The organism is Kosakonia sp. CCTCC M2018092, from assembly GCF_003864115.1.
GTDB lineage: Bacteria > Pseudomonadota > Gammaproteobacteria > Enterobacterales > Enterobacteriaceae > Kosakonia > Kosakonia cowanii.
In genome coordinates this window covers 3,029,072-3,053,134 of record NZ_CP034225.1, presented here as the reverse complement: position 1 = coordinate 3,053,134, position 24,063 = coordinate 3,029,072, and the positions used below count along the sequence as shown (strand labels likewise).

Annotated in this window: 17 protein-coding genes; 8 read left to right on the top strand and 9 right to left on the bottom strand. The window is 56.6% G+C overall.

The window, feature by feature from the left end; all coding sequences use genetic code 11:
* Window positions 1-48: 48 nt before the first annotated feature.
* The 7 genes from cmoM (at window position 49) to EH164_RS14545 (ending at window position 10,688) form a co-directional block, all read left to right on the top strand.
* Window positions 49-843: a tRNA uridine 5-oxyacetic acid(34) methyltransferase CmoM gene (gene cmoM / locus EH164_RS14575; protein ID WP_124968855.1), complete on the top strand. Its 795-nt coding sequence runs from the start codon at window positions 49-51 to the stop codon at window positions 841-843.
* Entirely contained in the window at window positions 836-2,158 is a 1,323-nt protein-coding gene (mukF, locus tag EH164_RS14570; protein WP_023481712.1) for a chromosome partition protein MukF, read from the top strand. Before cmoM ends, mukF begins: the two co-directional genes overlap by 8 nt.
* A complete protein-coding gene (gene mukE / locus EH164_RS14565) occupies window positions 2,139-2,843 on the top strand; it encodes a chromosome partition protein MukE (RefSeq protein ID WP_023481680.1) in 705 nt (234 codons plus the stop codon). The genes mukF and mukE overlap by 20 nt, the downstream gene beginning before the upstream one ends.
* Window positions 2,843-7,291: a chromosome partition protein MukB gene (gene mukB / locus EH164_RS14560; protein WP_124968853.1), complete on the top strand. Its 4,449-nt coding sequence runs from the start codon at window positions 2,843-2,845 to the stop codon at window positions 7,289-7,291. Before mukE ends, mukB begins: the two co-directional genes overlap by 1 nt.
* 180 nt (window positions 7,292-7,471) lie before the next feature.
* Window positions 7,472-9,277 (top strand): L,D-transpeptidase, encoded by a 1,806-nt coding sequence (gene ldtD, locus EH164_RS14555; RefSeq protein WP_124968851.1) that lies wholly within the window; start codon window positions 7,472-7,474, stop codon window positions 9,275-9,277.
* A gap of 188 nt (window positions 9,278-9,465) precedes the next feature.
* Window positions 9,466-10,014: a YcbK family protein gene (locus EH164_RS14550; protein WP_124968849.1), complete on the top strand. Its 549-nt coding sequence runs from the start codon at window positions 9,466-9,468 to the stop codon at window positions 10,012-10,014.
* Between the two features lie 26 nt (window positions 10,015-10,040).
* Entirely contained in the window at window positions 10,041-10,688 is a 648-nt protein-coding gene (locus tag EH164_RS14545; RefSeq protein ID WP_023481588.1) for an MBL fold metallo-hydrolase, read from the top strand.
* Between the two features lie 48 nt (window positions 10,689-10,736).
* Here the strand turns inward: EH164_RS14545 and EH164_RS14540 are convergent, their stop codons facing one another.
* From EH164_RS14540 to pncB, 4 genes are all read right to left on the bottom strand, one after another.
* Complete coding sequence (locus EH164_RS14540; RefSeq protein ID WP_054803099.1) at window positions 10,737-11,927, bottom strand: amino acid aminotransferase; 1,191 nt, start codon at window positions 11,925-11,927, stop codon at window positions 10,737-10,739.
* Between the two features lie 186 nt (window positions 11,928-12,113).
* The gene (locus EH164_RS14535) at window positions 12,114-13,202 is read right to left on the bottom strand and encodes a porin (RefSeq protein ID WP_124968848.1); all 1,089 of its coding nucleotides are present in this window, start codon (window positions 13,200-13,202) and stop codon (window positions 12,114-12,116) included.
* Window positions 13,203-13,808: 606 nt separating this feature from the next.
* Window positions 13,809-15,209, bottom strand: a complete 1,401-nt coding sequence (gene asnS / locus EH164_RS14530; RefSeq protein WP_023481622.1) for an asparagine--tRNA ligase — start codon at window positions 15,207-15,209, stop codon at window positions 13,809-13,811.
* A 159-nt stretch (window positions 15,210-15,368) separates the two neighbouring features.
* Complete coding sequence (gene pncB, locus EH164_RS14525; protein WP_124968846.1) at window positions 15,369-16,571, bottom strand: nicotinate phosphoribosyltransferase; 1,203 nt, start codon at window positions 16,569-16,571, stop codon at window positions 15,369-15,371.
* A 263-nt stretch (window positions 16,572-16,834) separates the two neighbouring features.
* Between pncB and pepN the strand changes: the two genes are divergently transcribed.
* Window positions 16,835-19,447 (top strand): aminopeptidase N, encoded by a 2,613-nt coding sequence (gene pepN, locus EH164_RS14515; RefSeq protein ID WP_124968841.1) that lies wholly within the window; start codon window positions 16,835-16,837, stop codon window positions 19,445-19,447.
* Between the two features lie 318 nt (window positions 19,448-19,765).
* On the opposite strand, the gene ssuB is transcribed toward pepN, so the two are convergent.
* The 5 genes from ssuB to ssuE are packed head-to-tail and all read right to left on the bottom strand — an operon-like array spanning window position 19,766 to window position 24,016.
* Window positions 19,766-20,542 (bottom strand): aliphatic sulfonates ABC transporter ATP-binding protein, encoded by a 777-nt coding sequence (ssuB, locus tag EH164_RS14505; protein ID WP_124968837.1) that lies wholly within the window; start codon window positions 20,540-20,542, stop codon window positions 19,766-19,768.
* Complete coding sequence (ssuC, locus tag EH164_RS14500; protein ID WP_042716665.1) at window positions 20,539-21,327, bottom strand: aliphatic sulfonate ABC transporter permease SsuC; 789 nt, start codon at window positions 21,325-21,327, stop codon at window positions 20,539-20,541. The genes ssuB and ssuC overlap by 4 nt, the downstream gene beginning before the upstream one ends.
* 7 nt (window positions 21,328-21,334) lie before the next feature.
* On the bottom strand, window positions 21,335-22,480 hold the full coding sequence (gene ssuD / locus EH164_RS14495; RefSeq protein WP_124968835.1) for an FMNH2-dependent alkanesulfonate monooxygenase: 1,146 nt from the start codon (window positions 22,478-22,480) through the stop codon (window positions 21,335-21,337).
* Window positions 22,477-23,448, bottom strand: coding sequence for a sulfonate ABC transporter substrate-binding protein (locus tag EH164_RS14490; protein ID WP_023481445.1), 972 nt, complete (start codon window positions 23,446-23,448; stop codon window positions 22,477-22,479). The genes ssuD and EH164_RS14490 overlap by 4 nt, the downstream gene beginning before the upstream one ends.
* The gene (gene ssuE / locus EH164_RS14485; RefSeq protein ID WP_124968833.1) at window positions 23,441-24,016 is read right to left on the bottom strand and encodes an NADPH-dependent FMN reductase; all 576 of its coding nucleotides are present in this window, start codon (window positions 24,014-24,016) and stop codon (window positions 23,441-23,443) included. Before ssuE ends, EH164_RS14490 begins: the two co-directional genes overlap by 8 nt.
* Window positions 24,017-24,063 lie beyond the last annotated feature (47 nt).

The following is a 24,063-nucleotide window of genomic DNA, read 5'->3' as shown; positions in this document are numbered from 1 at the left end:
GGCACGGCTGTGACAAAATAGCGCTTTTGCCAGGAGCGTAGGGCGGCCATGCAGGATCGCAATTTCGACGATATCGCCGAGAAATTCTCGCGCAACATTTACGGCACGACAAAAGGTCTGCTGCGTCAGGCGATCCTGTGGCAGGATCTTGATATATTACTGGCAGAAATGAATGACGGCCCGTTGCACGTGCTTGACGCGGGCGGCGGTGAGGGGCAAACGGCGATCCGTATGGCGCAGCTTGGTCACCATGTGACCCTCTGCGATGTGTCCCTGGAGATGCTTAAACGCGCGCAGGCCGCGGCGGAAGAGAAAGGCGTCAGCGGTAACATGCATTTTGTACACTGCCCGGTTCAGGATATTGCTCAGCATTTGGCATCGCCGGTTGATCTGATATTGTTCCATGCGGTTCTTGAATGGGTCGCCGATCCCGTCGCCGTGCTGCAAAAATTGTGGTCGGTATTAAGGCCGGGCGGTGCGCTGTCGCTGATGTTTTACAATGCTGACGGCCTGCTGATGCATAACATGGTGGCAGGGAACTTTGACTATGTGCAGGTGGGAATGCCGAAGCGGAAGAAGCGTACGCTCTCCCCGGATCACCCGCGTGCGCCTGCCGAGGTTTACCGCTGGCTTGAGCAGATTGGCTGGCAGATAACCGGCAAAACCGGTGTGCGTGTTTTCCATGACTATCTGCGCGACAAAACTCAGCAGCAGCGTAGTTTCGAGATGCTGCTGGAGCTGGAAACCCGCTACTGCCGGCAGGAACCCTATATTAGCCTCGGCCGTTATATCCATGTGACAGCCCGTAAGCCGCAAATCGATGGAAGGACAAACGATGAGTGAATTTTCCCAGACAGTCCCCGAACTGGTTGCCTGGGCCAGAAAAAATGATTTCTCCATCTCGCTGCCGGTCGACAGGCTCTCCTTTTTGCTGGCTGTCGCCACCCTTAACGGCGAGCGTCTTGATGGCGAAATGAGTGAAGGCGAGCTGGTGGATGCCTTTCGTCATGTGAGTGAAGCGTTTGAGCAAACCAGCGAAACCGTTAACCAGCGTGCGAACAACGCGATTAACGATATGGTGCGCCAGCGTTTGTTGAACCGCTTTACCAGCGAGCAGGCAGAGGGCAACGCCATCTACCGCCTGACGCCGCTGGGCATCGGTATTACCGATTACTATATTCGCCAGCGCGAGTTCTCCACGCTGCGTCTCTCAATGCAGCTCTCTATTGTGGCGGCTGAGTTGAAGCGCGCCGCCGATGCGGCAGAAGAGGGCGGGGATGAGTTTCACTGGCACCGTAACGTCTTTGCGCCGCTGAAATACTCTGTTGCAGAGATTTTCGACAGCATCGATCTCACGCAGCGCATCATGGATGAGCAGCAGCAGCAGGTGAAAGATGATATCGCCCAGTTGCTGAACAAGGACTGGCGCGCCGCTATATCCAGCTGTGAGCTACTGCTCTCTGAAACCTCCGGAACGCTGCGCGAACTGCAGGATACGCTCGAAGCGGCCGGTGATAAGTTGCAAACCAACTTGTTGAGTATCCAGGAAGCGACGATGGGGCGCGACGATCTCGAGTTCCTCGATCAGCTGGTCTTTAACCTGCAAAGCAAGCTCGACCGTATTGTCAGCTGGGGGCAGCAGTCTATCGACCTGTGGATCGGTTATGACCGCCACGTGCATAAATTTATCCGTACCGCGATTGATATGGATAAAAACCGCGTTTTTGCCCAGCGTTTGCGCCAGTCGGTGCAGAGCTATTTCGACGCGCCGTGGGCATTAACCCACGCCAGCGCCGATCGTTTGCTGGATATGCGCGATGAAGAGATGGCGCTGCGCGACGAAGAGGTGACCGGTGAGTTGCCGAGCGAGATGGAGTTCGAGGAGTTTAACGAGATTCGCGAACAGCTCGCGGCGCTGATCGAACAGCAGCTGGCTATCTATAAAACCAAAGGTGTGCCGCTCGATCTCGGCCTTGTGGCCCGTGAGTATCTGGCGCAATACCCGCGTGCGCGTCATTTTGACATCGCGCGCATCGTAGTTGATCAGGCGGTACGCCTCGGCGTAGCGCAAGCAGATTTCACCGGCCTGCCACCGAAATGGCAGCCGATTAATGATTACGGAGCCAAGGTACAGGCGCATGTCATCGACAAATATTGAACAAGTGATGCCGGTTAAACTGGCACAAGCGTTGGCAAACCCGCTGTTTCCGGCGCTGGATAGCGCACTGCGCTCAGGGCGGCATATTGGCCTCGACGAGCTGGATAATCACGCCTTTTTGATGGATTTCCAGGAGTATCTCGAGGAGTTTTACGCCCGTTATAACGTGGAGCTGATTCGCGCACCGGAAGGTTTCTTCTATCTGCGCCCGCGCTCCACCACCCTGATCCCGCGCTCGGTGCTCTCTGAGCTGGATATGATGGTCGGCAAAATTCTGTGCTACCTCTATCTCAGCCCGGAGCGTCTGGCTAACGAGGGGATTTTTACCCAGCAGGAGCTCTATGACGAGCTGCTGTCGCTGGCGGATGAAAACAAGCTGTTGAAGCTGGTGAACAACCGCTCAACCGGCTCCGATCTCGACCGTCAGAAGCTGCAGGAAAAGGTGCGCTCTTCCCTCAACCGTCTACGCCGTCTCGGCATGATCTGGTTTATGGGCAATGACAGCAGCAAGTTCCGCATCACCGAATCGGTGTTCCGCTTCGGGGCCGATGTGCGTTCGGGTGACGATGCGCGTGAAGCGCAGCTGCGCATGATCCGTGACGGTGAAGCGATGCCTGTGGAAAATCACCTGCAGCTCAATGATGAGCCTGAAGAGAACCAGCCGGACAGCTCGGAGGATGAGTAATGATTGATCGCGGTAAATTTCGTTCGCTTACGCTGATTAACTGGAACGGCTTTTTTGCCCGCACCTTTGATCTCGACGAGCTGGTCACCACCCTTTCAGGCGGTAACGGAGCCGGGAAATCGACCACCATGGCGGCGTTTGTCACGGCGCTGATCCCGGATCTGACGCTGCTGCACTTCCGTAACACCACCGAAGCGGGCGCAACTTCAGGCTCACGCGATAAGGGTCTGCACGGCAAACTGAAAGCCGGCGTCTGTTATTCGGTGCTGGATGTGATCAACTCCCGCAACCAGCGCGTGCTGGTTGGCGTGCGTTTGCAGCAGGTCGCCGGTCGCGATCGCAAAGTGGATATTAAACCTTTTGCCATTCAGGGCTTGCCAACTTCGGTGCTGCCAACGCAGCTGCTGACGGAAACCCTCAATGAGCGCCAGGCGCGTGTCCTGACGCTGCAGGAAGTGAAAGATAAACTCGACGCGATGGAAGGGGTGCAGTTTAAGCAGTTCAACTCCATCACCGATTACCACTCGCTGATGTTCGATCTGGGGATTGTGGCGCGTCGCCTGCGTTCAGCCTCCGATCGCAGCAAGTTCTACCGCCTGATTGAAGCCTCGCTCTACGGCGGGATCTCCAGCGCCATTACGCGCTCCCTGCGCGACTACCTGCTGCCGGAAAACAGCGGCGTGCGTAAAGCGTTCCAGGATATGGAAGCGGCGCTGCGCGAAAACCGCATGACGCTGGAGGCGATCCGCGTTACCCAGTCCGACCGCGATCTGTTTAAACACCTGATCAGCGAAGCCACCGACTATGTGGCGGCGGACTATATGCGCCATGCCAACGAACGCCGGGTGCATCTGGATAAAGCGCTGGAGTATCGCCGCGATCTCTTTACCTCGCGCAAACAGCTGGCCGCCGAGCAGTATAAGCATGTCGATATGGCGCGCGAGCTGGCGGAACATAGCGGTGCGGAAGGGGATCTGGAGGCTGATTATCAGGCCGCCAGCGATCACTTAAACCTCGTGCAGACCGCGCTGCGTCAGCAGGAAAAAATTGAGCGCTACGAAGCCGATCTAGAAGAGTTGCAGATCCGCCTCGAAGAGCAGCAGGAAGTGGTGGCGGAAGCCGCCGAGCGCCAGGAAGATAACGAAGCCCGCGCCGAAGCGGCCGAGCTGGAAGTGGATGAGCTGAAAAACCAGCTTGCGGATTACCAGCAGGCGCTGGACGTTCAGCAAACCCGTGCGATCCAGTACAACCAGGCTTTGCAGGCGCTGGAGCGGGCGAAAACGCTCTGCCATCTACCGGATCTGACCATTGAGAGCGCCGATGAGTGGCTCGAGACCTTCCAGGCGAAAGAGCAGGAAGCAACCGAGAAACTGCTGTCGCTGGATCAAAAAATCAGCGTCGCGCAAACGGCGCACAGCCAGTTTGAGCAGGCCTATCAACTCGTAGCCGCCATTAATGGCCCGCTGGCGCGCAATGAAGCCTGGAGCGTGGCGCGTGAATTACTGCGCGATGCGGTTAACCAGCGCCATCTGGCGGAGCAGGTTCAGCCGCTGCGCATGCGCCTGACGGAGCTGGAGCAGCGCCTGCGCGAGCAGCAGGACGCCGAGCGCCTGTTGGCGGAGTTCTGCAAACGCCAGGGCAAACAGATTGATGCCGATGAGCTGGAAGCGTTGCATCAACAGCTGGAAGCGCAGATTGCCGCGCTTTCAGACAACGTTTCTGCCGCCGGTGAGCAGCGTATGGCGCTGCGCCAGGAGCTGGAGCAGTTACAGTCGCGCATTCAGACCCTTACTAAACGCGCGCCGATCTGGCTGGCGGCACAGAACAGCCTGTCGCAACTGTGTGAACAGAGCGGCGAGCAGTTTGAATCGAGCCAGGACGTTACCGAGTATCTGCAACAGCTGCTGGAGCGCGAGCGCGAAGCTATCGTTGAGCGCGATGAGATTGGCGCACGTAAGCGCGCGGTCGATGATGAGATCGAGCGTTTAAGCCAGCCGGGCGGTGCGGAAGATCAGCGCCTCAATGCGCTGGCCGAACGCTTTGGCGGCGTCCTGCTCTCTGAAATCTATGATGACGTCAGCCTTGAAGATGCCCCTTACTACTCGGCGCTGTATGGCCCGTCACGCCACGCTATCGTGGTGCCGGATCTCTCGCTGGTCGCGGGGATGCTCGAAGGGCTGGAGGATTGCCCGGAAGATCTCTACTTGATCGAAGGGGATCCGCAATCCTTCGATGACAGCGTCTTCAGCGTGGATGAGCTGGAAAAAGCGGTAGTGGTGAAAATCGCCGACCGCCAGTGGCGTTACTCCCGCTTCCCGACGCTGCCGATCTTTGGCCGCGCCGCGCGTGAAAGCCGGATTGAAAGCCTGCACGCCGAGCGGGAAACGCTGGCGGAACGTTTCGCCACCCTGTCGTTTGACGTACAGAAAACCCAGCGCCTGCACCAGGCCTTTAGCCGCTTTATCGGCAGCCATATTGGCGTGGCGTTTGACGACGATCCGGAAGCGGAAATCCGCAGCCTCAACAGCCGCCGCGGCGAGCTTGAGCGGGCGATCAGTAATCATGAAAATGATAACCAGCAGAATCGCGTTCAGTTTGAGCAGGCGAAAGAGGGCGTGGCCCAGCTTAACCGCTTGCTGCCGCGCCTGAGCCTGCTGGCGGATGATACCCTCGCCGATCGCGTCGATGAGATCCAGGAGCGGCTGGATGAAGCGCAGGAAGCCGCGCGCTTTATTCAGCAGTTCGGCAATCAGCTGGCGAAGCTTGAGCCGATGGTTTCTGTGTTGCAGAGCGATCCCGAGCAGTTTGAACAACTTAAAGCTGATTACGCCGCCTCGCAGCAGGTGCAGCGTGATGCGCGCCAGCAGGCCTTCGCGCTGGCGGAAGTGGTTCAGCGCCGGGCGCACTTCAGCTACTCCGATTCCGCCGAGATGTTTAACGGCAATAACGATCTCAACGAGAAGCTGCGCCAGCGCCTCGAGCAGGCTGAAGCGGAGCGTACCCGCGCGCGCGAAGCGATGCGCAGCCATGCCGCGCAGTACGGCCAGTACAACCAGGTACTCGCTTCGCTGAAGAGTTCGTTTGACACCAAAAAAGAGCTGCTTAACGACCTGCAAAAAGAGTTACAGGATATCGGCGTGCGCGCCGACAGCGGGGCAGAGGAGCGGGCGCGTCAGCGTCGTGACGAACTGCATGCCCAGCTCTCCGGTAATCGCTCGCGCCGCAATCAGCTGGAAAAAGCGCTCACCTTCTGCGAAGCCGAGATGGATAACCTGACGCGCAAGTTACGCCGTCTGGAGCGCGATTATCACGAAATGCGTGAGCAGGTGGTGAGTGCGAAAGCGGGCTGGTGCGCGGTGATGCGCATGGTGAAAGATAACGGCGTTGAGCGTCGTCTCCACCGCCGCGAGCTGGCCTACCTCTCTGCGGACGAGCTGCGCTCTATGTCGGATAAGGCCCTTGGTGCGCTGCGCCTGGCGGTATCAGATAATGAACACCTGCGCGATGTGCTGCGCATGTCGGAAGATCCGAAACGCCCGGAGCGCAAGATCCAGTTCTTTGTCGCGGTCTACCAGCATCTGCGCGAGCGTATCCGTCAGGATATTATTCGCACCGACGATCCGGTCGAAGCGATTGAGCAGATGGAGATTGAGCTGAGCCGCCTGACGGAAGAGCTCACCTCCCGCGAGCAGAAGCTGGCGATCAGCTCCCGCAGCGTGGCGAATATTATTCGCAAAACCATTCAGCGCGAGCAGAACCGTATCCGCATGCTCAACCAGGGCTTGCAGAGCGTCTCGTTCGGCCAGGTCAACAGCGTGCGCTTAAACGTGAACGTGCGGGAAACCCACGCCACGCTGCTGAATGTGCTGTCAGAGCAGCACGAGCAGCATCAGGATCTGTTTAACAGCAGCCGCCTGACCTTCTCGGAAGCGCTGGCGAAGCTCTATCAGCGCCTCAACCCGCAAATCGATATGGGTCAGCGTACGCCACAGACCATTGGCGAAGAGCTGCTCGACTACCGCAACTATCTGGAGATGGAAGTGGAAGTTAACCGTGGCTCCGACGGCTGGCTGCGCGCCGAGTCGGGTGCGCTATCGACCGGGGAAGCGATCGGTACCGGGATGTCGATTCTGGTGATGGTGGTGCAGAGCTGGGAAGATGAAGCCCGTCGCCTGCGCGGTAAAGATATCTCGCCTTGTCGCCTGCTGTTCCTTGATGAAGCTGCGCGTCTTGATGCCCGCTCTATCGCCACGCTGTTCGAGTTGTGCGAGCGTCTGGAGATGCAGCTGATTATCGCGGCGCCGGAGAATATCAGCCCGGAGAAAGGCACCACCTACAAGCTGGTGCGTAAAGTGGTGCAGAATCAGGAGCATGTGCATGTTGTTGGCCTGCGTGGCTTTGCCCCGCAGCTGCCGGAAACGCTCCCCGGGACGGCGGAGGTCTCGTAATTACAGCACAATAATAAAGAGCGGCCTCAGTGCCGCTCTTTTTGTTTTCTGAAAAAGATTGCCAGTCGGCGTTTAATCTTTAAACTTCTTTACAGTAGGTCAGACAAATGTTTTTTTGTCTTTATATACTGAGAAAAAGGTGACATTCAGTCACATGCAAGGTGAGAACAGGGGGCAGGGATGTTGCTTTTGAAGTCGTATGGTCGTCGAATGTCGGCGTTGAGTTTGTGCCTGGCATTCGCATTCGCTCCGCTGTTTAATGCGCAGGCCGATGAACCTGAAGTTGTACCGGTTGACACCTCGGCGACGCCGGGAGATCAGCCGACCGTATTGCCGCAGCCGCTGGAGCAATCTCCGGCGACGGCGATGATGATCGGTGTGAAACCCTATCCGAATGGTGTCTCGGTTGCCGACGTGCGGGCACAGCTGCAATCTCAGCTGCCGGCAAACTGGACGCCTGCGTATATGGATCAGCTTGCGGCACTCTATGCCGCGCGCGGCCAGAAGCCGATGTGGGAGAACCGCGAGGCGGTTCAGGCTTTCCAGCAGCAGCTGGCGGAAGTGGCCATTGGCGGCTTTCAACCGCAGTTCACTACCTGGGTCGAACTGCTGACCAATCCGGATGTGACCGGCATGGCGCGGGATGTTGTCCTCTCCGACGCGATGATGGGTTACCTGCAATTCGTGGCCGGTATTCAGGCGAAAGGCCAGCGCTGGCTCTACAGCGATAAACCTTATGCACTCGCGACGCCTGCTATTTCAGTCATCAACCAGTGGCAATCCGCGCTGGATAACGGCTCGCTGCCAGCTTTTATTTCCACGCTGGCCCCGCATCACCCGCAATATGCGGCGATGCATCAATCCTTGCTGACGCTGGTGGCGGATTCACGCCCGTGGCCTGAGATGACCGGCACAGCATCGCTGCGCCCGGGGCAGTGGAGCAATGACGTTCCGGCGCTGCGTGAGATCCTGCAGCGCAACGGCATGCTGGAGAGCGGCGCGGAGATTGCGCTGCCGGATGGCAATGCTGCGGTCAGCCCGTCGGCAGAGCCTGCACCTAAGAAAAAGCCCGCCGCGCGCGAGGCCTATGACCGCACGCTGGTTGAGGCGGTAAAACGTTTTCAGGCCTGGCAGGGTTTACATGCTGATGGCGTGATCGGTAAAAGCACGCGCGACTGGCTGAACGTCACGCCTGCGCAGCGCGCCGGTCTGCTGGCGCTCAATATCCAGCGTCTGCGCCTGCTGCCCTCGACGCTCTCGACCGGTATTATGGTCAACATTCCGGAGTATTCGCTGGTCTACTACCTCAATGGCAATGAAGTGCTGTCGTCGAGAGTGATCGTCGGTCGCCCGGACCGCAAAACGCCGATGATGAGCAGCGCGCTTAACAACGTTGTGGTTAACCCGCCGTGGAACGTGCCGCCGACGCTGGCGCGCAAAGATATCCTGCCGAAGCTGTGGAACGATCCCACCTACCTTGAGCGCCATGGTTACACCGTGCTGCGCGGCTGGAACAGCAAAGAGCCGATCGATCCCACAATGGTCGACTGGGCGACGATTACGCCATCCAACTTGCCTTTCCGTTTCCAGCAGGCGCCTGGCGTAACCAACTCGCTTGGGCGTTATAAGTTCAATATGCCGAGTTCTGACGCGATTTACCTGCATGACACGCCGAACCACGCTCTGTTCCAGAAACAGGCCCGTGCGCTCAGCTCCGGCTGCGTGAGGGTGAATAAATCCTCTGAGCTTGCCAATATGCTGTTGCAGGATGCGGGCTGGAGCGATACGCGTATTTCGGATGCGTTAAAGCAGGGCGATACGCGTTACGTGAATATTCGCCACGATATTCCGGTCAATCTTTACTATTTGACCGCGTTTGTTGGGGCTGATGGACGCACGCAATACCGCACAGATATTTACAATTATGATCTGACGGCGCGCACCGGTGCGCTTGTTCTGGCGAAAGCTGAAAAATTAATCAGGTAAATGAAGCAGTTTGCGATTTTCCGTTGTCATAGTGACAGGCAATTCCCGGGTAGTTCAGGCTACAGAGCCCGGGATTGCTGGGGAGAGGCCGCCTTGACGCGGCGTTTGATGCCCGGTAAGGTGCCTCTCGTGCGCTAAAGCAGTGCATAAAAATCGTTCAATGCACTTTTTCTGTAGATCTGATTATCATGGATAAATTTGACGCTAATCGCCGCAAATTGCTGGCGTTGGGTGGAGCCACACTCGGTGTTGCTCTGCTGCCCACCCCCGCTTTTGCGACGCTCTCCACGCCGCGCCCGCGTATTTTAAGACTTAATAATCTTAATACCGGGGAGTCTATTAAAGCTGAGTTCTTTGATGGTAGAGGCTATATTCAGGATGAATTAGCAAAACTCAACCATTTCTTCCGTGATTACCGCGCAAATAAAATTACGCGCATGGATCCTCAGCTATTTGATCACCTGTTCCGCCTGCAAGGCCTGTTAGGCACTAATAAACCTGTCCAACTGATCTCCGGTTATCGCTCTGTTGATACTAACAATGAGCTGCGCGCTCATAGCCGCGGTGTAGCGAAAAAAAGCTATCACACCAAAGGCCAGGCGATGGATTTCCATATTGAAGGGATTTCCCTGAGTAATATTCGCAAAGCTGCGTTATCTCTGCGCGCGGGTGGTGTAGGATACTACCCCAAAAGCAATTTTGTGCATATTGACACCGGGCCGGTAAGGCACTGGTAAAACTCAGTCTGAGCTACAGGAGCAGTATGAACTATCGTATTATTCCGGTTACCGCGTTCTCCCAGAATTGTTCGTTAATCTGGTGTGAACAGACGCAAGTCGCGGCCGTGGTCGATCCCGGCGGAGACGCAGAGCGCATTATTCAGGAAGTGGATGCGTGTGGTGTGACGGTGACGCAAATCCTGCTCACGCATGGTCATCTCGATCATGTTGGTGCGGCGGCGGAACTGGCGCAGCATTATGGTGTGCCAATTATTGGCCCGGAAAAAGAAGATGAGTTCTGGCTACAGGGATTACCGGCGCAGAGCCGCATGTTTGGCCTCGAAGATTGCCAGCCGCTGACGCCCGATCGTTGGTTGAATGAAGGCGACAGCGTAGCCGTAGGCAATATCAGCCTGCAGGTGCTGCACTGTCCGGGACATACACCGGGGCATATCGTCTTTTTTGACGCGCAGTCACGTTTGCTGATCTCGGGCGACGTGGTCTTTAAAGGCGGCGTAGGACGCAGCGATTTCCCGAAAGGGGATCACGCGCAACTGATTCACTCCATCAAGCATAAGCTGTTGCCGCTTGGTGATGACGTGACCTTTATTCCGGGTCACGGGCCACTCTCGACATTGGGGAATGAGCGGTTGCACAACCCGTTCCTGCAGGATGAACAACCGGTGTGGTAAACAAAAAAGGGTCGCGTAAGCGACCCTTTTTACTTTCCTGCGTCTGGCTTACAGGACGGCGACAATCGCCTCGCACAGCGGGGCCATATTGTCCGGCGTCATGCCGGCCACGTTGATGCGCCCGGAAGCCACGGCATAGATGCCGAACTCTTCACGCAAGCGCAACACCTGCTCTTTAGTCAGGCCGCTGAATGAGAACATGCCATTCTGGCGAGTGATAAAGCTAAAGTCGCGGTTCGCGCCTTTCTCCTGCAACGTATTCACAAACAGCAGACGCATACGCTGGATGCGCTGGCGCATATCGGTCAGCTCCTGCTCCCAGATCGCGCGCAGAGCGGTATTGCTGAGGATGGTGGCAACTACCGACGCGCCGTGGGCTGGCGGGTTGGAGTAGTTTGCGCGGATCACCGATTTCATCTGGCTGAATGCGCGGTCGGCGGTATCTGCATCGGCGCAGACCAGCGTACAGGCACCTACACGCTCGTTGTAGAGGCCGAAGTTTTTCGAGTAGGAACTGGCGACCAGCAGCTCTTTATGCAGCGCAGCGAAGGCACGCAGCCCCTCAGCATCCTCTTCCAGACCGCGAGCGAAGCCCTGATAGGCGAAATCGAATAGCGGCAGCCAACCTTTCTCTACAGAGCGCTTCGCCAGCGTCTCCCACTGCTCCAGCGTCGGATCGATACCGGTCGGGTTGTGGCAGCAGCCGTGGAACAGCACCACGTCACCCGCCTGCGCCTGCTCAAGGCTGGCCAGCAGGCCTTCAAAATCGAGGGTATGGTTCTGTGCATCGTAGTAAGCGTATTCGCACACTTCCAGGCCGGCAGAGTTAAACACGCCTTTGTGGTTCGGCCAGCTCGGGTTGCTGACCCAGACGCGTTTTACGCTGGTGTTTTTGGCGAGGAAATCTGCGGCAACGCGCAGACCACCGGTGCCGCCTGGGGTTTGTGCCGTCCGTGCGCGTTTGTCATTGATAATGGCGCTGCCTTTGCCGAAGAGTAACTCCTGGGTGCAGCGGCCAAATTCTGGAATGCCGTCGATGCCGAGGTAGTTTTTGGTGGCTTCGTTTTCCAGCAGATAGAGCTCTGCTTTCTTCACGCTGGTCAGCACCGGCGTCTTACCGGTTTCATCTTTATAGACACCGATGCCTAAGTTAATTTTGTGCGGGCGTTCATCGGCGCGAAACAGATCGGCCAGGCCCAGAATAGGGTCGGCAGGGGCAGCGGTAATATTCTCAAACATGACGAGGTTCCATTTTGATGACAGAAGGGAATTCCGTTATCAGGTTAACGGCTGGCAGGGGAATTGCCAACCGTTTGCAATAAAAAGCGCGACGCTTTTCAAAAGTCGTCGCGCTTTTTGCCGCAGGCATAAAAAAACAGGGCCGGAGCCCTGTTTTAAATGCCTATAACAGTCGAGGGTGACTGATTAGAACTGGTAGGTCAGACCTACAGCTGCCTGATCGTCGGTACCCACGTAGCTGCTGGAGTATTCGTTGGTATCAAGCAGGTTGAAACGGTAATCCAGGAACACGTTCATGTTCTTGTTGAAGTAGTACGTTACGCCAGCTTCGATGTATTTAGCCAGATCCGCACTGCTTTCCCCGCCGTTCAGACCCTTGCCTTTGCTCTGTACATAGGACAGGCTCGGACGCAGACCGAAATCGAACTGGTATTGAGCGATAGCTTCGAAGTTGGTGGTTTTGTTAGCGAACTCAGTCCCGACGAGGCTGCTCTGTACGATGCTCAGGTTACGGGTTTCTGAATAAACAGTTGCCAGGTAGATATTGTTAGCGTCGTATTTCGCGCCAACAGCCCAAACTTCTGCATTTTTACCGTTACCATCAGCTTCCTGAGCGGTAGTGCGGTCTGAATTTGCATAAGAAGCAGAAACGCCGAAACCTTCTGCAAAGTCATAGGCTAAAGAGTAACCTACGCCGTCGCCGTTCTGTGCGATGAGGCTGTGGTTATCTTCGTTTTTAGCCTGATACTGAACAGCCAGAGCGAGGCCATCGACCAGACCAAAGAAATCGGAATTACGGTAAGTCAGGACGCTACCAGCACGGCTGGTCAGGAAGTTATCGGTGTATGCGCCACCCCAGGTTTCGCCCGAGAAGTATGGGGCCATATCGGTGTAAGACTCAACGTCATACACAACGCCGTAGTTACGGCCGTAATCCAGGGAGCCTGCATTAGCAACTTTCAGGCCAGCAAATGCCAGACGAGTGTTGCCATTCTGCTGCTCACCTTCAGCACGAGCTGCGCTGACACGGTATTCCCATTGACCGTAGCCAGTGAGGTCGCTATTGATTTGCGTTTCGCCTTTGAAACCAAGCTGAGCGTAGCTGGCATCGCCGTTGGAGCTGTTATCACCAGTAGTGGTGAAAACATGACGGCCTACAGCTTTACCGTACAGATCAACTTTGTTGCCATCTTTGTTATAGATCTCAGCAGCGTTAGCTGCGCCCGCTACGAGCAGGGCAGGGATAACCACTGCCAGGATATTGCGCTTCATCATTATTTATTACCCTCATTGGTTTTTTTTGGACACCTGCCACTGCCGCCGTGTAAATCCGTCAAAAAAAATTTACGGAACTACAGATGAGAGTTTGGTGTCTTTCTGTGTCTGAGAGGCATCTTTCCAAACAAGTAAACGTTTCGCTAGCGTGAAAGTGCTACAAATGTCTTAAAGAGGTAACAAGAAGAAATATTGTGTAATAATTTGTGTATTTGACGGAACTTTGTGAACCATCTCTAACTTCCGCATCTGCCGCTTAAAAAATCAGCGCTACCTTTCCTATTTATATGAATTACTTATGTTTAATTGAGATAAAGGCATACCTTATGCACAAAAGCGGCAGATAAGGCTTTTTCTTATATTTGAGTTTAGACGTCCAGATAGCTGTGCTAATTTTAACCAAATGTGCTAATCATCCTAATGAAACACTTTGAAATATTCACGGTCGTGATTTTTGTTGCGAAGCAATTCAGGCGTAAAAAAACGCAAAGAAACGTATAAAGGGCGATCTATCTGGCGGGATAAAGTGTGATGGCGTTAACAAAAGTTGACAGCAGATAATAAAAAGGCCAGCTATTATGCTGGCCTTGTTTGACATTGACGCAATCAGAAGGTTGCGTTGCGCGGCGTACGCGGGAACGGGATCACGTCGCGGACGTTCTGCACACCAGTGACGTAGGCGATCAGACGTTCAAAGCCGAGACCAAAACCGGCGTGCGGTACGGTGCCGTAGCGGCGCAGATCGCGATACCACCAGTAGTCCTCTTTATTGAGGCCCATTTCAGCCATACGCGCGTCCAGCACGTCGAGACGCTCTTCACGCTGCGAGCCACCGATGATTTCGCCAATGCCTGGTGCCAGCACGTCCATCGCTGCCACGGTTTTACCGTCATCATTAAGGCGCATATAGAACGCTTTAATCTCTTTCGGGTAGTTTTTAACAACGACAGGCGCTTTGAAGTGCTTCTCAGCCAGATAGCGTTCGTGTTCAGAAGCGAGATCGACACCCCAGTAAACCGGGTTTTCGAACTTCTCACCGCACTTCTCAAGGATGGCTACCGCATCGGTGTAATCGACCTGCGCGAAGTCAGCCGCGATAAAGCGCTCAAGACGACCGATAGCATCTTTATCAACGCGTTCAGCGAAGAATTGCAGATCGTCCAGACGCTCTTCCAGCACTGCTTTAAAGGCATACTTCAGCATCGCTTCAGCCAGACGGGCGTTATCGTCGAGGTTAGCAAAGGCGATCTCCGGCTCCAGCATCCAGAACTCCGCCAGGTGGCGGCTGGTGTTGGAGTTTTCCGCGCGGAAAGTCGGGCCAAAGGTATAAACCTTTGAGAGCGCGCAGGCATAAGTCTCTGCGTTCAACTGACCGGAAACCGTCAGGAACGCCTCTTTACCGAAGAAGTCTTTATCGTAATCAACTTTGCCTTCAGCGTTACGCGGCAGATTTTCCATATCCAGCGTCGAGACGCGGAACATTTCGCCAGCGCCTTCGGTATCGGAGGCGGTGATCAGCGGAGAAGAGACCCAGAAGAAGCCCTGCTCGTCAAAGAAGCGGTGCAGCGCCTGCGCCAGCGTATGACGAACGCGCGCGACGGCACCGATCAGGTTGGTGCGCGGGCGCAGGTGTGCGACTTCACGCAGATATTCGATGCTGTGACGTTTTGCCGCCATCGGGTAGGTATCCGGATCTTCAACCCAGCCGGTCACTTCGACGGATGTTGCCTGGATCTCCAGGCTCTGACCTTCGCCCGGCGAGGCCACAACTTTGCCGGTAACCACAACCGAGCAACCGGTGGTCAGATGCAAAACGTCATCATTGTAATTGGGCAGAGAATTATTAATAACGGCCTGTACAGGATTAAAGCAGGAGCCGTCATAAACGGCGAGGAAGGAGATACCAGCTTTAGAATCTCGGCGGGTGCGCACCCATCCGCGAACCGTCACTTCACTGTCAACGGCAACGCGACCATGGAATACGTCGGCTACAGGCACAACGCTCATAATATTCTCTCTATTAATAGTCGGAAAAAATAAACACTTGTCCACCCGAAATGGGCGGGATCACCTATGTTACCTGGCGAGCGCCATCAGACAAGCAGAATTCGCAGGCAGCATTAATAATTTGTCATGAAAAAAGGGAGCCGGCTGGCTCCCTGATGATTAACTCGCCTTTCGCACCTGAGGCAAGTCGAAGGCCTCGCGCAGCGCGCGGACAAACGCTTTGTCGTGGCAAATCGTTTTTCCAGGGCTATCGGATAATTTCGCCACCGGTTTACCGTTACACTCCACCAGCTTAATGACGATATTGAGCGGCTTAACGCCCGGAATATCGCAGGTAAGTCGCGTGCCGATGCCGAAGCCAAGCTGGATACGCGAGGCGAAATGGCGGTAGAGATCCAGCGCTTTATTGAGATCGAGGTTATCGGAGAAGACCAGCGTTTTCGACAGCGGGTCGATTCCGAGCTTTTCATAATGAGCAATCGCTTTCTCGCCCCACTCAACGGGATCGCCAGAATCATGGCGCAGCCCCTGATAGCGGGTCGCGAACTCCGGGCCGAAATCGCGCAGGAAAGCATCCATGGTGATGCAATCCGTCAGGGCGATGCCCAGTTTATCCGGGTACTCAGCAAGCCAGGCAGCCAGCGCGGCACGCTGGCTGGTCGCCAGATCGGGGCTAATTTGCTGATGCGCCTGGAACCACTCATGGGCCTGCGTACCCATCGGCGTCAGCGACAGGCGACGGGCGAGATCGTAATTACTGGTGCCAACGAACCACGGCTCCTGTTTAAGCCGCTCAACAATCGCCTGCTGAACATCGGCAGAGAAGCGGCGGCGGGTGCCGAAGTCCATCAGCCGGAAACCGGACATATCCAGCGACGCGGTGCGCGCAGCGAAATCTTCCAGTTTATTCTCCAGATGCAGCAGGGCCTGCTGGACGCCCGCTTCAGGCGAGCGGCAGCGGTGCACCACTTCGCTGATCAGCGCCAGCAGCGGCACTTCCCACATAATCACCTCGCGCCACGGGCCGGAGAGGCGAATCGAGAGCTTGCCATTATCGTTGCTGATGGTGACCTGCTGCGGATCGTAACGGAAGTTACGCAGCCAGGCTAGGTAGTCGGGTTTGAAGAAGGGCAGGCCGGAGAGCCAGAGGAATTCGTCCTCCTGCAAGCGCAGATGGCGCATCGCATCAACCTGCTCGCGGATCGCGTCGGCATAAATGCCCAGCAGGTCGTCGCCGCGACAGCGAAATTCCGCCGAGACATGCACATCATAGTAGTGATGGAACACCGCTTGCTGCATGTGCAGTTTGTAGGCATCGGTATCCAGCAGCGTTTGCAGACCAGAAAAAGCGAGTTGAGTCATGGCGCGCAGTAGCATCCTCTTACAGGAGCGTTTAGTAGATTAAACAAAGCAAGTAAGTCGCTGGAGTATACCTTGTTTACTCATTTAGTGAACCCCATCACACCATATCGTCGGAAAAGGGTCGATGGCTTTTCGTGCCCACTGTTATAAAAATGTAGCAGACAGAGCTTTTCCCTCTGAAAAGATAAACATTCTGCGTGGCGCGTTTGTAGCAACCGGAATAGACTGGAACCGTAACCAACAGAAGATGCTAAAGGTTTTTTATGACACAACAGCCACAAGCCAAATACCGCCACGACTACCGTGCGCCGGACTACCTGATTAGTGATATTGACTTGACCTTCGACCTTGACGCCGCGAAAACCGTCGTCACCGCGCTGAGCAACGTGTCACGCCAAAGCGCATCTGCTGCGCCGCTGCGCCTGGATGGCGGCGATCTGACCCTGATCTCCCTGCATATTAATGACCAACCCTGGACGAACTATAAAGAAGAGGGCGGTCAGCTGGTGATCGACGGTCTGCCGGATCGTTTTACCTTACGCATCGTTAACGAGATCAGCCCGGCGGCGAACACCGCGCTCGAAGGGCTCTATCAATCCGGTGAAGCGCTCTGTACCCAGTGTGAAGCGGAAGGGTTCCGTCATATCACCTGGTATCTCGATCGCCCGGATGTGCTGGCGCGCTTTACTACCAAACTGATTGCCGATAAAACCCGCTACCCGTTCCTGCTCTCTAACGGCAACCGTGTCGATCAGGGCGAGCTGGAAAATGGCCGCCACTGGGTGCAGTGGCAGGATCCGTTCCCGAAACCCTGCTACCTCTTTGCGCTGGTGGCCGGTGATTTTGACGTGTTGCGCGATACCTTTACTACCCGTTCCGGTCGTGAAGTGGCGCTGGAGCTTTATGTCGATCGCGGGAATCTCGATCGCGCGCCGTGGGCGATGACCTCGCTGAAAAACTCAATGAAGTGGGACGAGCAGCGTTTCGGCCTGGAGTACGATCTCGACATCTATATGATCGTCGCCGTCGACTTCTTCAATATGGGCGCGATGGAGAACAAAGGGTTGAACATCTTCAACTCCAAATATGTTCTCGCTCGTACCGATACCGCGACCGATAAAGACTATCTCGATATTGAGCGCGTGATTGGGCATGAATATTTCCATAACTGGACCGGTAACCGTGTTACCTGCCGCGACTGGTTCCAGCTGAGCCTGAAAGAGGGGCTGACAGTGTTCCGCGATCAGGAGTTCAGCTCCGATCTCGGCTCCCGCGCCGTTAACCGCATTAATAATGTGCGCACCATGCGCGGCATGCAGTTCGCCGAAGATGCCAGCCCGATGGCGCACCCGATTCGCCCTGAAAAAGTTATTGAGATGAATAACTTCTACACCCTGACGGTGTACGAAAAAGGGGCGGAAGTGATCCGTATGCTGCACACCCTGCTGGGTGAAGAGAACTTCCAGAAAGGGATGCAGCTCTATTTTGAGCGCCATGACGGCAGCGCGGCGACCTGTGATGATTTTGTGCAGGCGATGGAAGATGCGTCCAATATCGATCTCTCCCATTTCCGCCGTTGGTACAGCCAGGCCGGCACGCCGATTGTCTCGGTGCAGGATGATTACAACCCGAATACCGAGCAGTACACGCTGACCATCAGCCAGCGCACGCCGCCAACGGCGGAGCAGCAGGAGAAGCTGCCGCTGCATATTCCGTTTGATATCGAACTTTACGATAACGAAGGGAAGGTGATCCCGCTGCAGAAAGAGGGGCACCCGGTACACAACGTGCTGAACGTGACGCAGACGGAGCAGACCTTTGTGTTTGATAACGTCTACTTCCAGCCTGTTCCGTCGCTGCTGCGTGACTTCTCGGCACCAGTGAAGCTGGAGTATAAATGGAGCGATCAGCAACTGACATTCCTGATGCGCCATGCGAAAAACGACTTCTCGCGCTGGGATGCGGCACAAAGCCTGCTGGCGACGCATATCAAGCTGAACGTTGCGCGTCATCAGCAGGGGCTGGCGCTCTCGCTGCCGCTGCATGTTGCCGATGCGTTCCGCGCGATCCTGCTCGATGCGCAGATCGATCCGGCGCTTGCCGCTGAGATCCTGACCCTGCCGTCGGTCAATGAGATTGCCGAGTTGTTCGACATCATCGATCCGGTGGCTATCGCTACCGTTCGTGAAGCGCTGACCCGCACGCTGGCCACTGAACTGGCTGATGAATTCCTCGCGGTCTACAACGCCAACAAACTCGACAGCTACCGCGTGGAACATGAGGATATTGGTAAGCGCTCCCTGCGCAACACCTGCCTGCGTTATCTCGCCTTTGGCGATGCGCAGCTGGCAGATAAACTGGTCAGCCAGCAGTATCACGAGGCGGATAATATGACCGATGCGCTGGCTGCGCTCGCGGCGGCGGTTGCCGCCCAGCTGCCTGGCCGCGATCTGCTGATGCAGGAGTATGATGACAAGTGGCATCAGGACGGTCTGGTGATGGATAAGTGGTTTATTCTGCAGGCCACCAGCCCGGCGGCGAATGTGCTGGAGACGGTGCGCGGCTTGCTGCAACACCGCTCTTTCACCCTCAGTAACCCGAACCGTATCCGCTCGTTGATTGGCGCATTTGCCAGCAGCAACCCGGCGGCGTTCCATGCTGAAGATGGCAGCGGATATCGCTTCCTGGCCGAAATGCTGACGGAGCTTAACAGCCGCAACCCGCAGGTCGCGTCGCGTCTGATTGAGCCGCTGATCCGCTTCAAGCGTTACGATGAAGGTCGTCAGGCGTTGATGCGTAAAGCGCTGGAACAGCTGAAAGCGCTGCCGAATCTCTCCGGCGATCTCTATGAGAAAGTCAGCAAAGCGCTGGCGTAATCGTACGACCTACCTTATCCGGCTTGCGCTTTGTCGGCCGGATAAGGCGTTAGCCGCCATCCGGCAGTAATGCCCGATGGCGCTGCGCTTATCGGGCCTACGGAAAGAGAGCATGGATTTAATTGTAGGCCGGATAAGGCGTCAGCCGCCATCCGGCAGTGATGCCCGATGGCGCTACGCTTATCGGGCCTACGGAAAGAGAGCATGGGTTTAATTGTAGGCCGGATAAGGCGTTAGCCGCCATCCGGCAGTGATGCCCGATGGTGCTGTACTTATCGGGCCTACGGTCTGGTGTGCGTTAACTTAAGACACATAACATCACGCGTGGCGGGTTCGGGGCACAACGCTGTTTTCGGACTCGCCGCGCTGCATCACGCGGTTCAACACCTGCTCTTCCAGTTCGGCCAGCCTGACCGAGCCGAGGCGGCGTGGGCGCGGCAAATCGACACTCACATCGAGGCCAATTTTCCCCTCCTCAATCAGCAACACGCGGTCTGCCATCGCTACCGCTTCACTGACATCGTGCGTCACCAACACCACCGTAAATCCCTGCTCCTGCCACAACTGCGTGATCAACGCCTGCATCTCCAGCCGGGTGAGGGCATCCAGCGCGCCTAACGGTTCATCAAGCAGCAGCAATCCCGGTTTATGTACCAGCGCGCGCGCCAGCGCAACCCGCTGCTTTTGCCCGCCGGAGAGCGCCGCCGGCCACTCTGCCGCGCGCTGCTCCAGCCCCACCGAGCGTAATGCGGTTTCCGCTGCCTCGCGCCAGCGGCCTTTCAGCCCGAGACCGACATTATCGATTACCGATTTCCACGGCAGCAGCCGTGAGTCCTGAAACATCATGCGCGTATCGTGTTGAATGCTGGCAAGCGGCGTCGTGCCTGCCAGCAGTTCACCGCTGTTTGGCGTCTCCAGCCCGGCTAACAGCCGCAGCAGCGTGCTTTTACCACCGCCGCTGCGGCCCACCACCGCGATAAACTGCCCGGCGGCAATATGCAGATCGAGCCCATTTAACACCGTGTTGGCGCCATAACGTTTGGTGACGCCATTTAACAGCAGCGGGATGCCTTGATTCAGTCGGGCAGTATTCATGCTGTCGCCTCCTTCGTATGGTATGCGGGGTGCCAGCGCAGCCACAGGCGCTCCAGCGCCAGTGCGCTGATATCGGCCAATTTGCCGAGCAGGGCGTAGAGAATGATGGCCACCACCACCACATCGGTTTGCAGAAACTCGCGCGCGTTCATCGCCAGATAACCGATACCGGCATTCGCTGAGATGGTTTCGGCGACAATCAGCGTCAGCCACATCAGGCCGAGCGCAAAGCGCACGCCAACCATAATCGACGGCAGGGCGCCGGGCAGGATCACATGGGCGAAGAGCGCAAAGCCGGAGAGGCCATAGCTGCGCGCCATCTCCACCAGTCCGCGGTCGATATTACGGATCCCGTGCCAGGTGTTGATATAGATCGGAAACAGCGTCCCGAGCGCGACGAGAAAAATCTTCGCCGTCTCATCAATACCGAACCATAAGATCACCAGCGGGATCAGCGCCAGATGCGGCACGTTACGCAGCATCTGAATCGAAGTATCCAGCAGGCGCTCTCCCCAGCGTGAGAGGCCGCTAATCAGCCCAAGCGTCAGGCCAATGCTGCCGCCGATGGAGAAACCAATTGCCGCGCGCCAGGCGCTGATCGCCAGATGCTGCCACAACTCACCGCTGGCGCTCAGCGTCCAGAACGCTTCCACCACCCCTTCCGGCGAGGGAAAGATACGGCTTGAGAGCCAGCCGAAGGTTGAGGCAAGCTGCCAGACCGCGACAATCAGCGCCGGCAGCAGCCAGGGAGCCAGGCGCAATAACCACTTATTCTCTTTCGCCATCACAACCTCAGCTTTGTGCCACGTTACGCGGAATAAATTCGTTGGCCACCGTTTCACCCTGCGGCTGTAACGGCTGCGGCTGCGGGATCTCCGGGATGGCGACATCCAGATGCGGGAAGAGCAGTTCGCCGACGCGGTAAGCTTCTTCGAGATGCGGATAGCCGGAGAGAATAAAGCTATCGATACCGAGGGCGGCATATTCGTTGATGCGCGCCGCAACCGTCGGGCCATCGCCCACTAACGCCGTGCCCGCGCCGCCGCGCACCAGACCGACACCGGCCCACAAGTTGGGGCTGATTTCGAGTTTGTCGCGACGGCCGTTATGTAAGGCGGCCATACGCTGCTGACCAATCGAGTCCTGACGGGCAAAGGCTGCCTGCGCTTTTTCAATCGTTGCATCATCAAGGTGTGAGATAAGCCGGTCCGCTGCCTGCCACGCTTCGGCATTGGTTTCGCGCACAATCACATGCAGACGGATACCGAAGCGCACTTTTCGCCCATGGGCAGCGGCTTTGGCGCGAACCTGCTCAATCTTCTCTTTTACCTGCTCCGGCGGCTCGCCCCAGGTGAGATAGAGATCGACCTGCTCTGCCGCCAGATCCTGCGCCACATCGGACGATCCTCCGAAGTAGAGGGGTGGGCGCGGCTGCTGTACCGGTGGGAAGAGCAGCTTCGCGCCGCGTACCTTTAAATGCTTACCGGTGAAATCGACGGTGTCGCCCTCCAGCAAGCGACGCCAGATATGGGTAAATTCCGACGACACTTCATACCGTTCGCTGTGATCGAGAAACACACCGTCGGCCGCCAGCTCCTGCGGATCGCTGCCGGTCACCAGGTTAAACAGCGCCCGTCCATTGGAGAGCCTGTCGAGCGTCGCTGCCTGGCGCGCGGCGACCGTCGGTGAGATAACACTCGGGCGCAGGGCAACCAGAAACTTCAGACGTTGGGTAACCGGAATCAACGAGGCGGCGACCAGCCACGCATCTTCACAAGATCGCCCGGTCGGGATCAGCACGCCGCTAAAGCCGAGCCTGTCAGTTGCCTGGGCGATCTGCTGCAAATAGCCATAATCAACCGGCCGCGCGCCGTGGTCGGTGCCAAGGTAGTGACCATCACCGTGGGTCGGTAAAAACCAGAACAGATTCAGACTCATGATTTTGCTCCTTCTTGGGTCGGCTGCCAGATACGGCTACGGATATCGACTTTTTTCGGTACCAGATGGTTTTCATAGAAAAGATCGGCGGTCTGCTGCTGCAGTGCGGCCGTGGCCTCGTTCACCGGGGTGATTTTGGTCGGCGGGCGATGATCGAAATAGGTGGCGATCACCGGCTGCGGCAGCCCCATGGTTTTGGCAAACAGAGCGACACTCTCGTCGCGCTGGCTAATCGTTAATGCATCCGCTGCGCTGAAGGTATCGAGTACGCCCTGGATAAAGGCACCGTTCTTCTCGGCATACGGGCGCGCGGCTAAGTAAAATGAACCGGTCTGCTTGAGGGTGGTGCCATCTTTCAGCACCCGCACACCGCCTTGTAACAGGGCGGCAGAGTAGTAGGGATCCCAGATAGCCCACGCGTCGACATTGTGTTGCTGGAACGCGGCGCGGGCATCTGCCGGGCTGAGGAACACCGGCTGGATATCGCTGAATTTGAGTCCGGCCTGTTGTAGCGCCCGCAACAGCAAGTTATGGGAGCTGGAACCCTTCTGGAACGCGACTTTATGGCCCTTCAAATCCGCCACGCTTTTGATCGGGCTATCTTCAGCCACGAGGATCACTTCCGCTTTCGGTTTTGGCGGCTCAACGCCGACATAGACCAGATCTGCGCCCGCAGCCTGGGCGAAAATCGGCGGGATATCGCCGGTGCTGCCAAGATCGATACTGCCGACATTCAGCGCTTCAAGCATTTGCGGCCCGGCCGGGAACTCAATCCAGGAAATTTTGGTATGCGGATAGCGCTTCTCCAGCAGGCCGTGGCTTTTCGCCAGCACCATGCTGACGCTCCCTTTTTGATAACCAATACGTAAAGCCTCCGGCGCGGGCTCGGCGGCCTGCGCCCAGGCGGAGAGGGTGAGCAGCCCGCCAAGCAGCAGCCCGGTGGCGGAAAACGAGAGGCGGTTAAACATGAGCAACTCCTTGCGGGGCGTGGAAATCCGGGGCTTTAATATCGCGGCGGTGCAGCGCCTGCCAGAAGGTCTCCAGCGCGCTATCCAGCCGGCCTTGCAGATTGGGCGTCAGGCTCGGTTTATGCTGATAATCGAGCACCTGGCTGTCATCGGCGAAAACACCGTGGAGGATCTCCTGTGCTTTGAGGGCGCTTAGCACCGGTTTCAGGGCGTAATCCACCGCCAGCAGATGCGCTACCGTGCCGCCCGTTGCCAGCGGCAAGACCACTTTGTCTGCCAGCGCGCGCTCAGGAAGCAGGTCGAGCAGGGTTTTTAAGGCGCCGGAATAGGCTGCTTTATAGACCGGTGTGGCGACAATCAGCCCGTCGGCAATGCTAAGTTGCTCAATAAAGGTTTGCAGCGCCGGGCTGTCGAAGCGGGCATAGAGCAGGTCTTCAGGATCAAAGTTATGGAGATGCCAGTGATTTACCTCAACGCCCCGCGCGGTAAGGCGATCGCGGGCATACTCCAGAAGTGCGCTGGAGCGCGAGGGAAAGCGGGGACTGCCGGCCAGAGTGACAACGCGCATGCTTACTCCTTATAACCAAATGTTTGCTTTTAGATAACATTGATAAC

Coding starts and splice junctions, on each gene's coding strand:
- cmoM (WP_124968855.1), top strand. CDS start 49: ATGCAGGATCGCAATTTCGACGATATCGCCGAGAAATTCTCGCGCAAC.
- mukF (WP_023481712.1), top strand. CDS start 836: ATGAGTGAATTTTCCCAGACAGTCCCCGAACTGGTTGCCTGGGCCAGA.
- mukE (WP_023481680.1), top strand. CDS start 2,139: ATGTCATCGACAAATATTGAACAAGTGATGCCGGTTAAACTGGCACAA.
- mukB (WP_124968853.1), top strand. CDS start 2,843: ATGATTGATCGCGGTAAATTTCGTTCGCTTACGCTGATTAACTGGAAC.
- ldtD (WP_124968851.1), top strand. CDS start 7,472: ATGTTGCTTTTGAAGTCGTATGGTCGTCGAATGTCGGCGTTGAGTTTG.
- EH164_RS14550 (WP_124968849.1), top strand. CDS start 9,466: ATGGATAAATTTGACGCTAATCGCCGCAAATTGCTGGCGTTGGGTGGA.
- EH164_RS14545 (WP_023481588.1), top strand. CDS start 10,041: ATGAACTATCGTATTATTCCGGTTACCGCGTTCTCCCAGAATTGTTCG.
- EH164_RS14540 (WP_054803099.1), bottom strand. CDS start 11,927: ATGTTTGAGAATATTACCGCTGCCCCTGCCGACCCTATTCTGGGCCTG.
- EH164_RS14535 (WP_124968848.1), bottom strand. CDS start 13,202: ATGATGAAGCGCAATATCCTGGCAGTGGTTATCCCTGCCCTGCTCGTA.
- asnS (WP_023481622.1), bottom strand. CDS start 15,209: ATGAGCGTTGTGCCTGTAGCCGACGTATTCCATGGTCGCGTTGCCGTT.
- pncB (WP_124968846.1), bottom strand. CDS start 16,571: ATGACTCAACTCGCTTTTTCTGGTCTGCAAACGCTGCTGGATACCGAT.
- pepN (WP_124968841.1), top strand. CDS start 16,835: ATGACACAACAGCCACAAGCCAAATACCGCCACGACTACCGTGCGCCG.
- ssuB (WP_124968837.1), bottom strand. CDS start 20,542: ATGAATACTGCCCGACTGAATCAAGGCATCCCGCTGCTGTTAAATGGC.
- ssuC (WP_042716665.1), bottom strand. CDS start 21,327: ATGGCGAAAGAGAATAAGTGGTTATTGCGCCTGGCTCCCTGGCTGCTG.
- ssuD (WP_124968835.1), bottom strand. CDS start 22,480: ATGAGTCTGAATCTGTTCTGGTTTTTACCGACCCACGGTGATGGTCAC.
- EH164_RS14490 (WP_023481445.1), bottom strand. CDS start 23,448: ATGTTTAACCGCCTCTCGTTTTCCGCCACCGGGCTGCTGCTTGGCGGG.
- ssuE (WP_124968833.1), bottom strand. CDS start 24,016: ATGCGCGTTGTCACTCTGGCCGGCAGTCCCCGCTTTCCCTCGCGCTCC.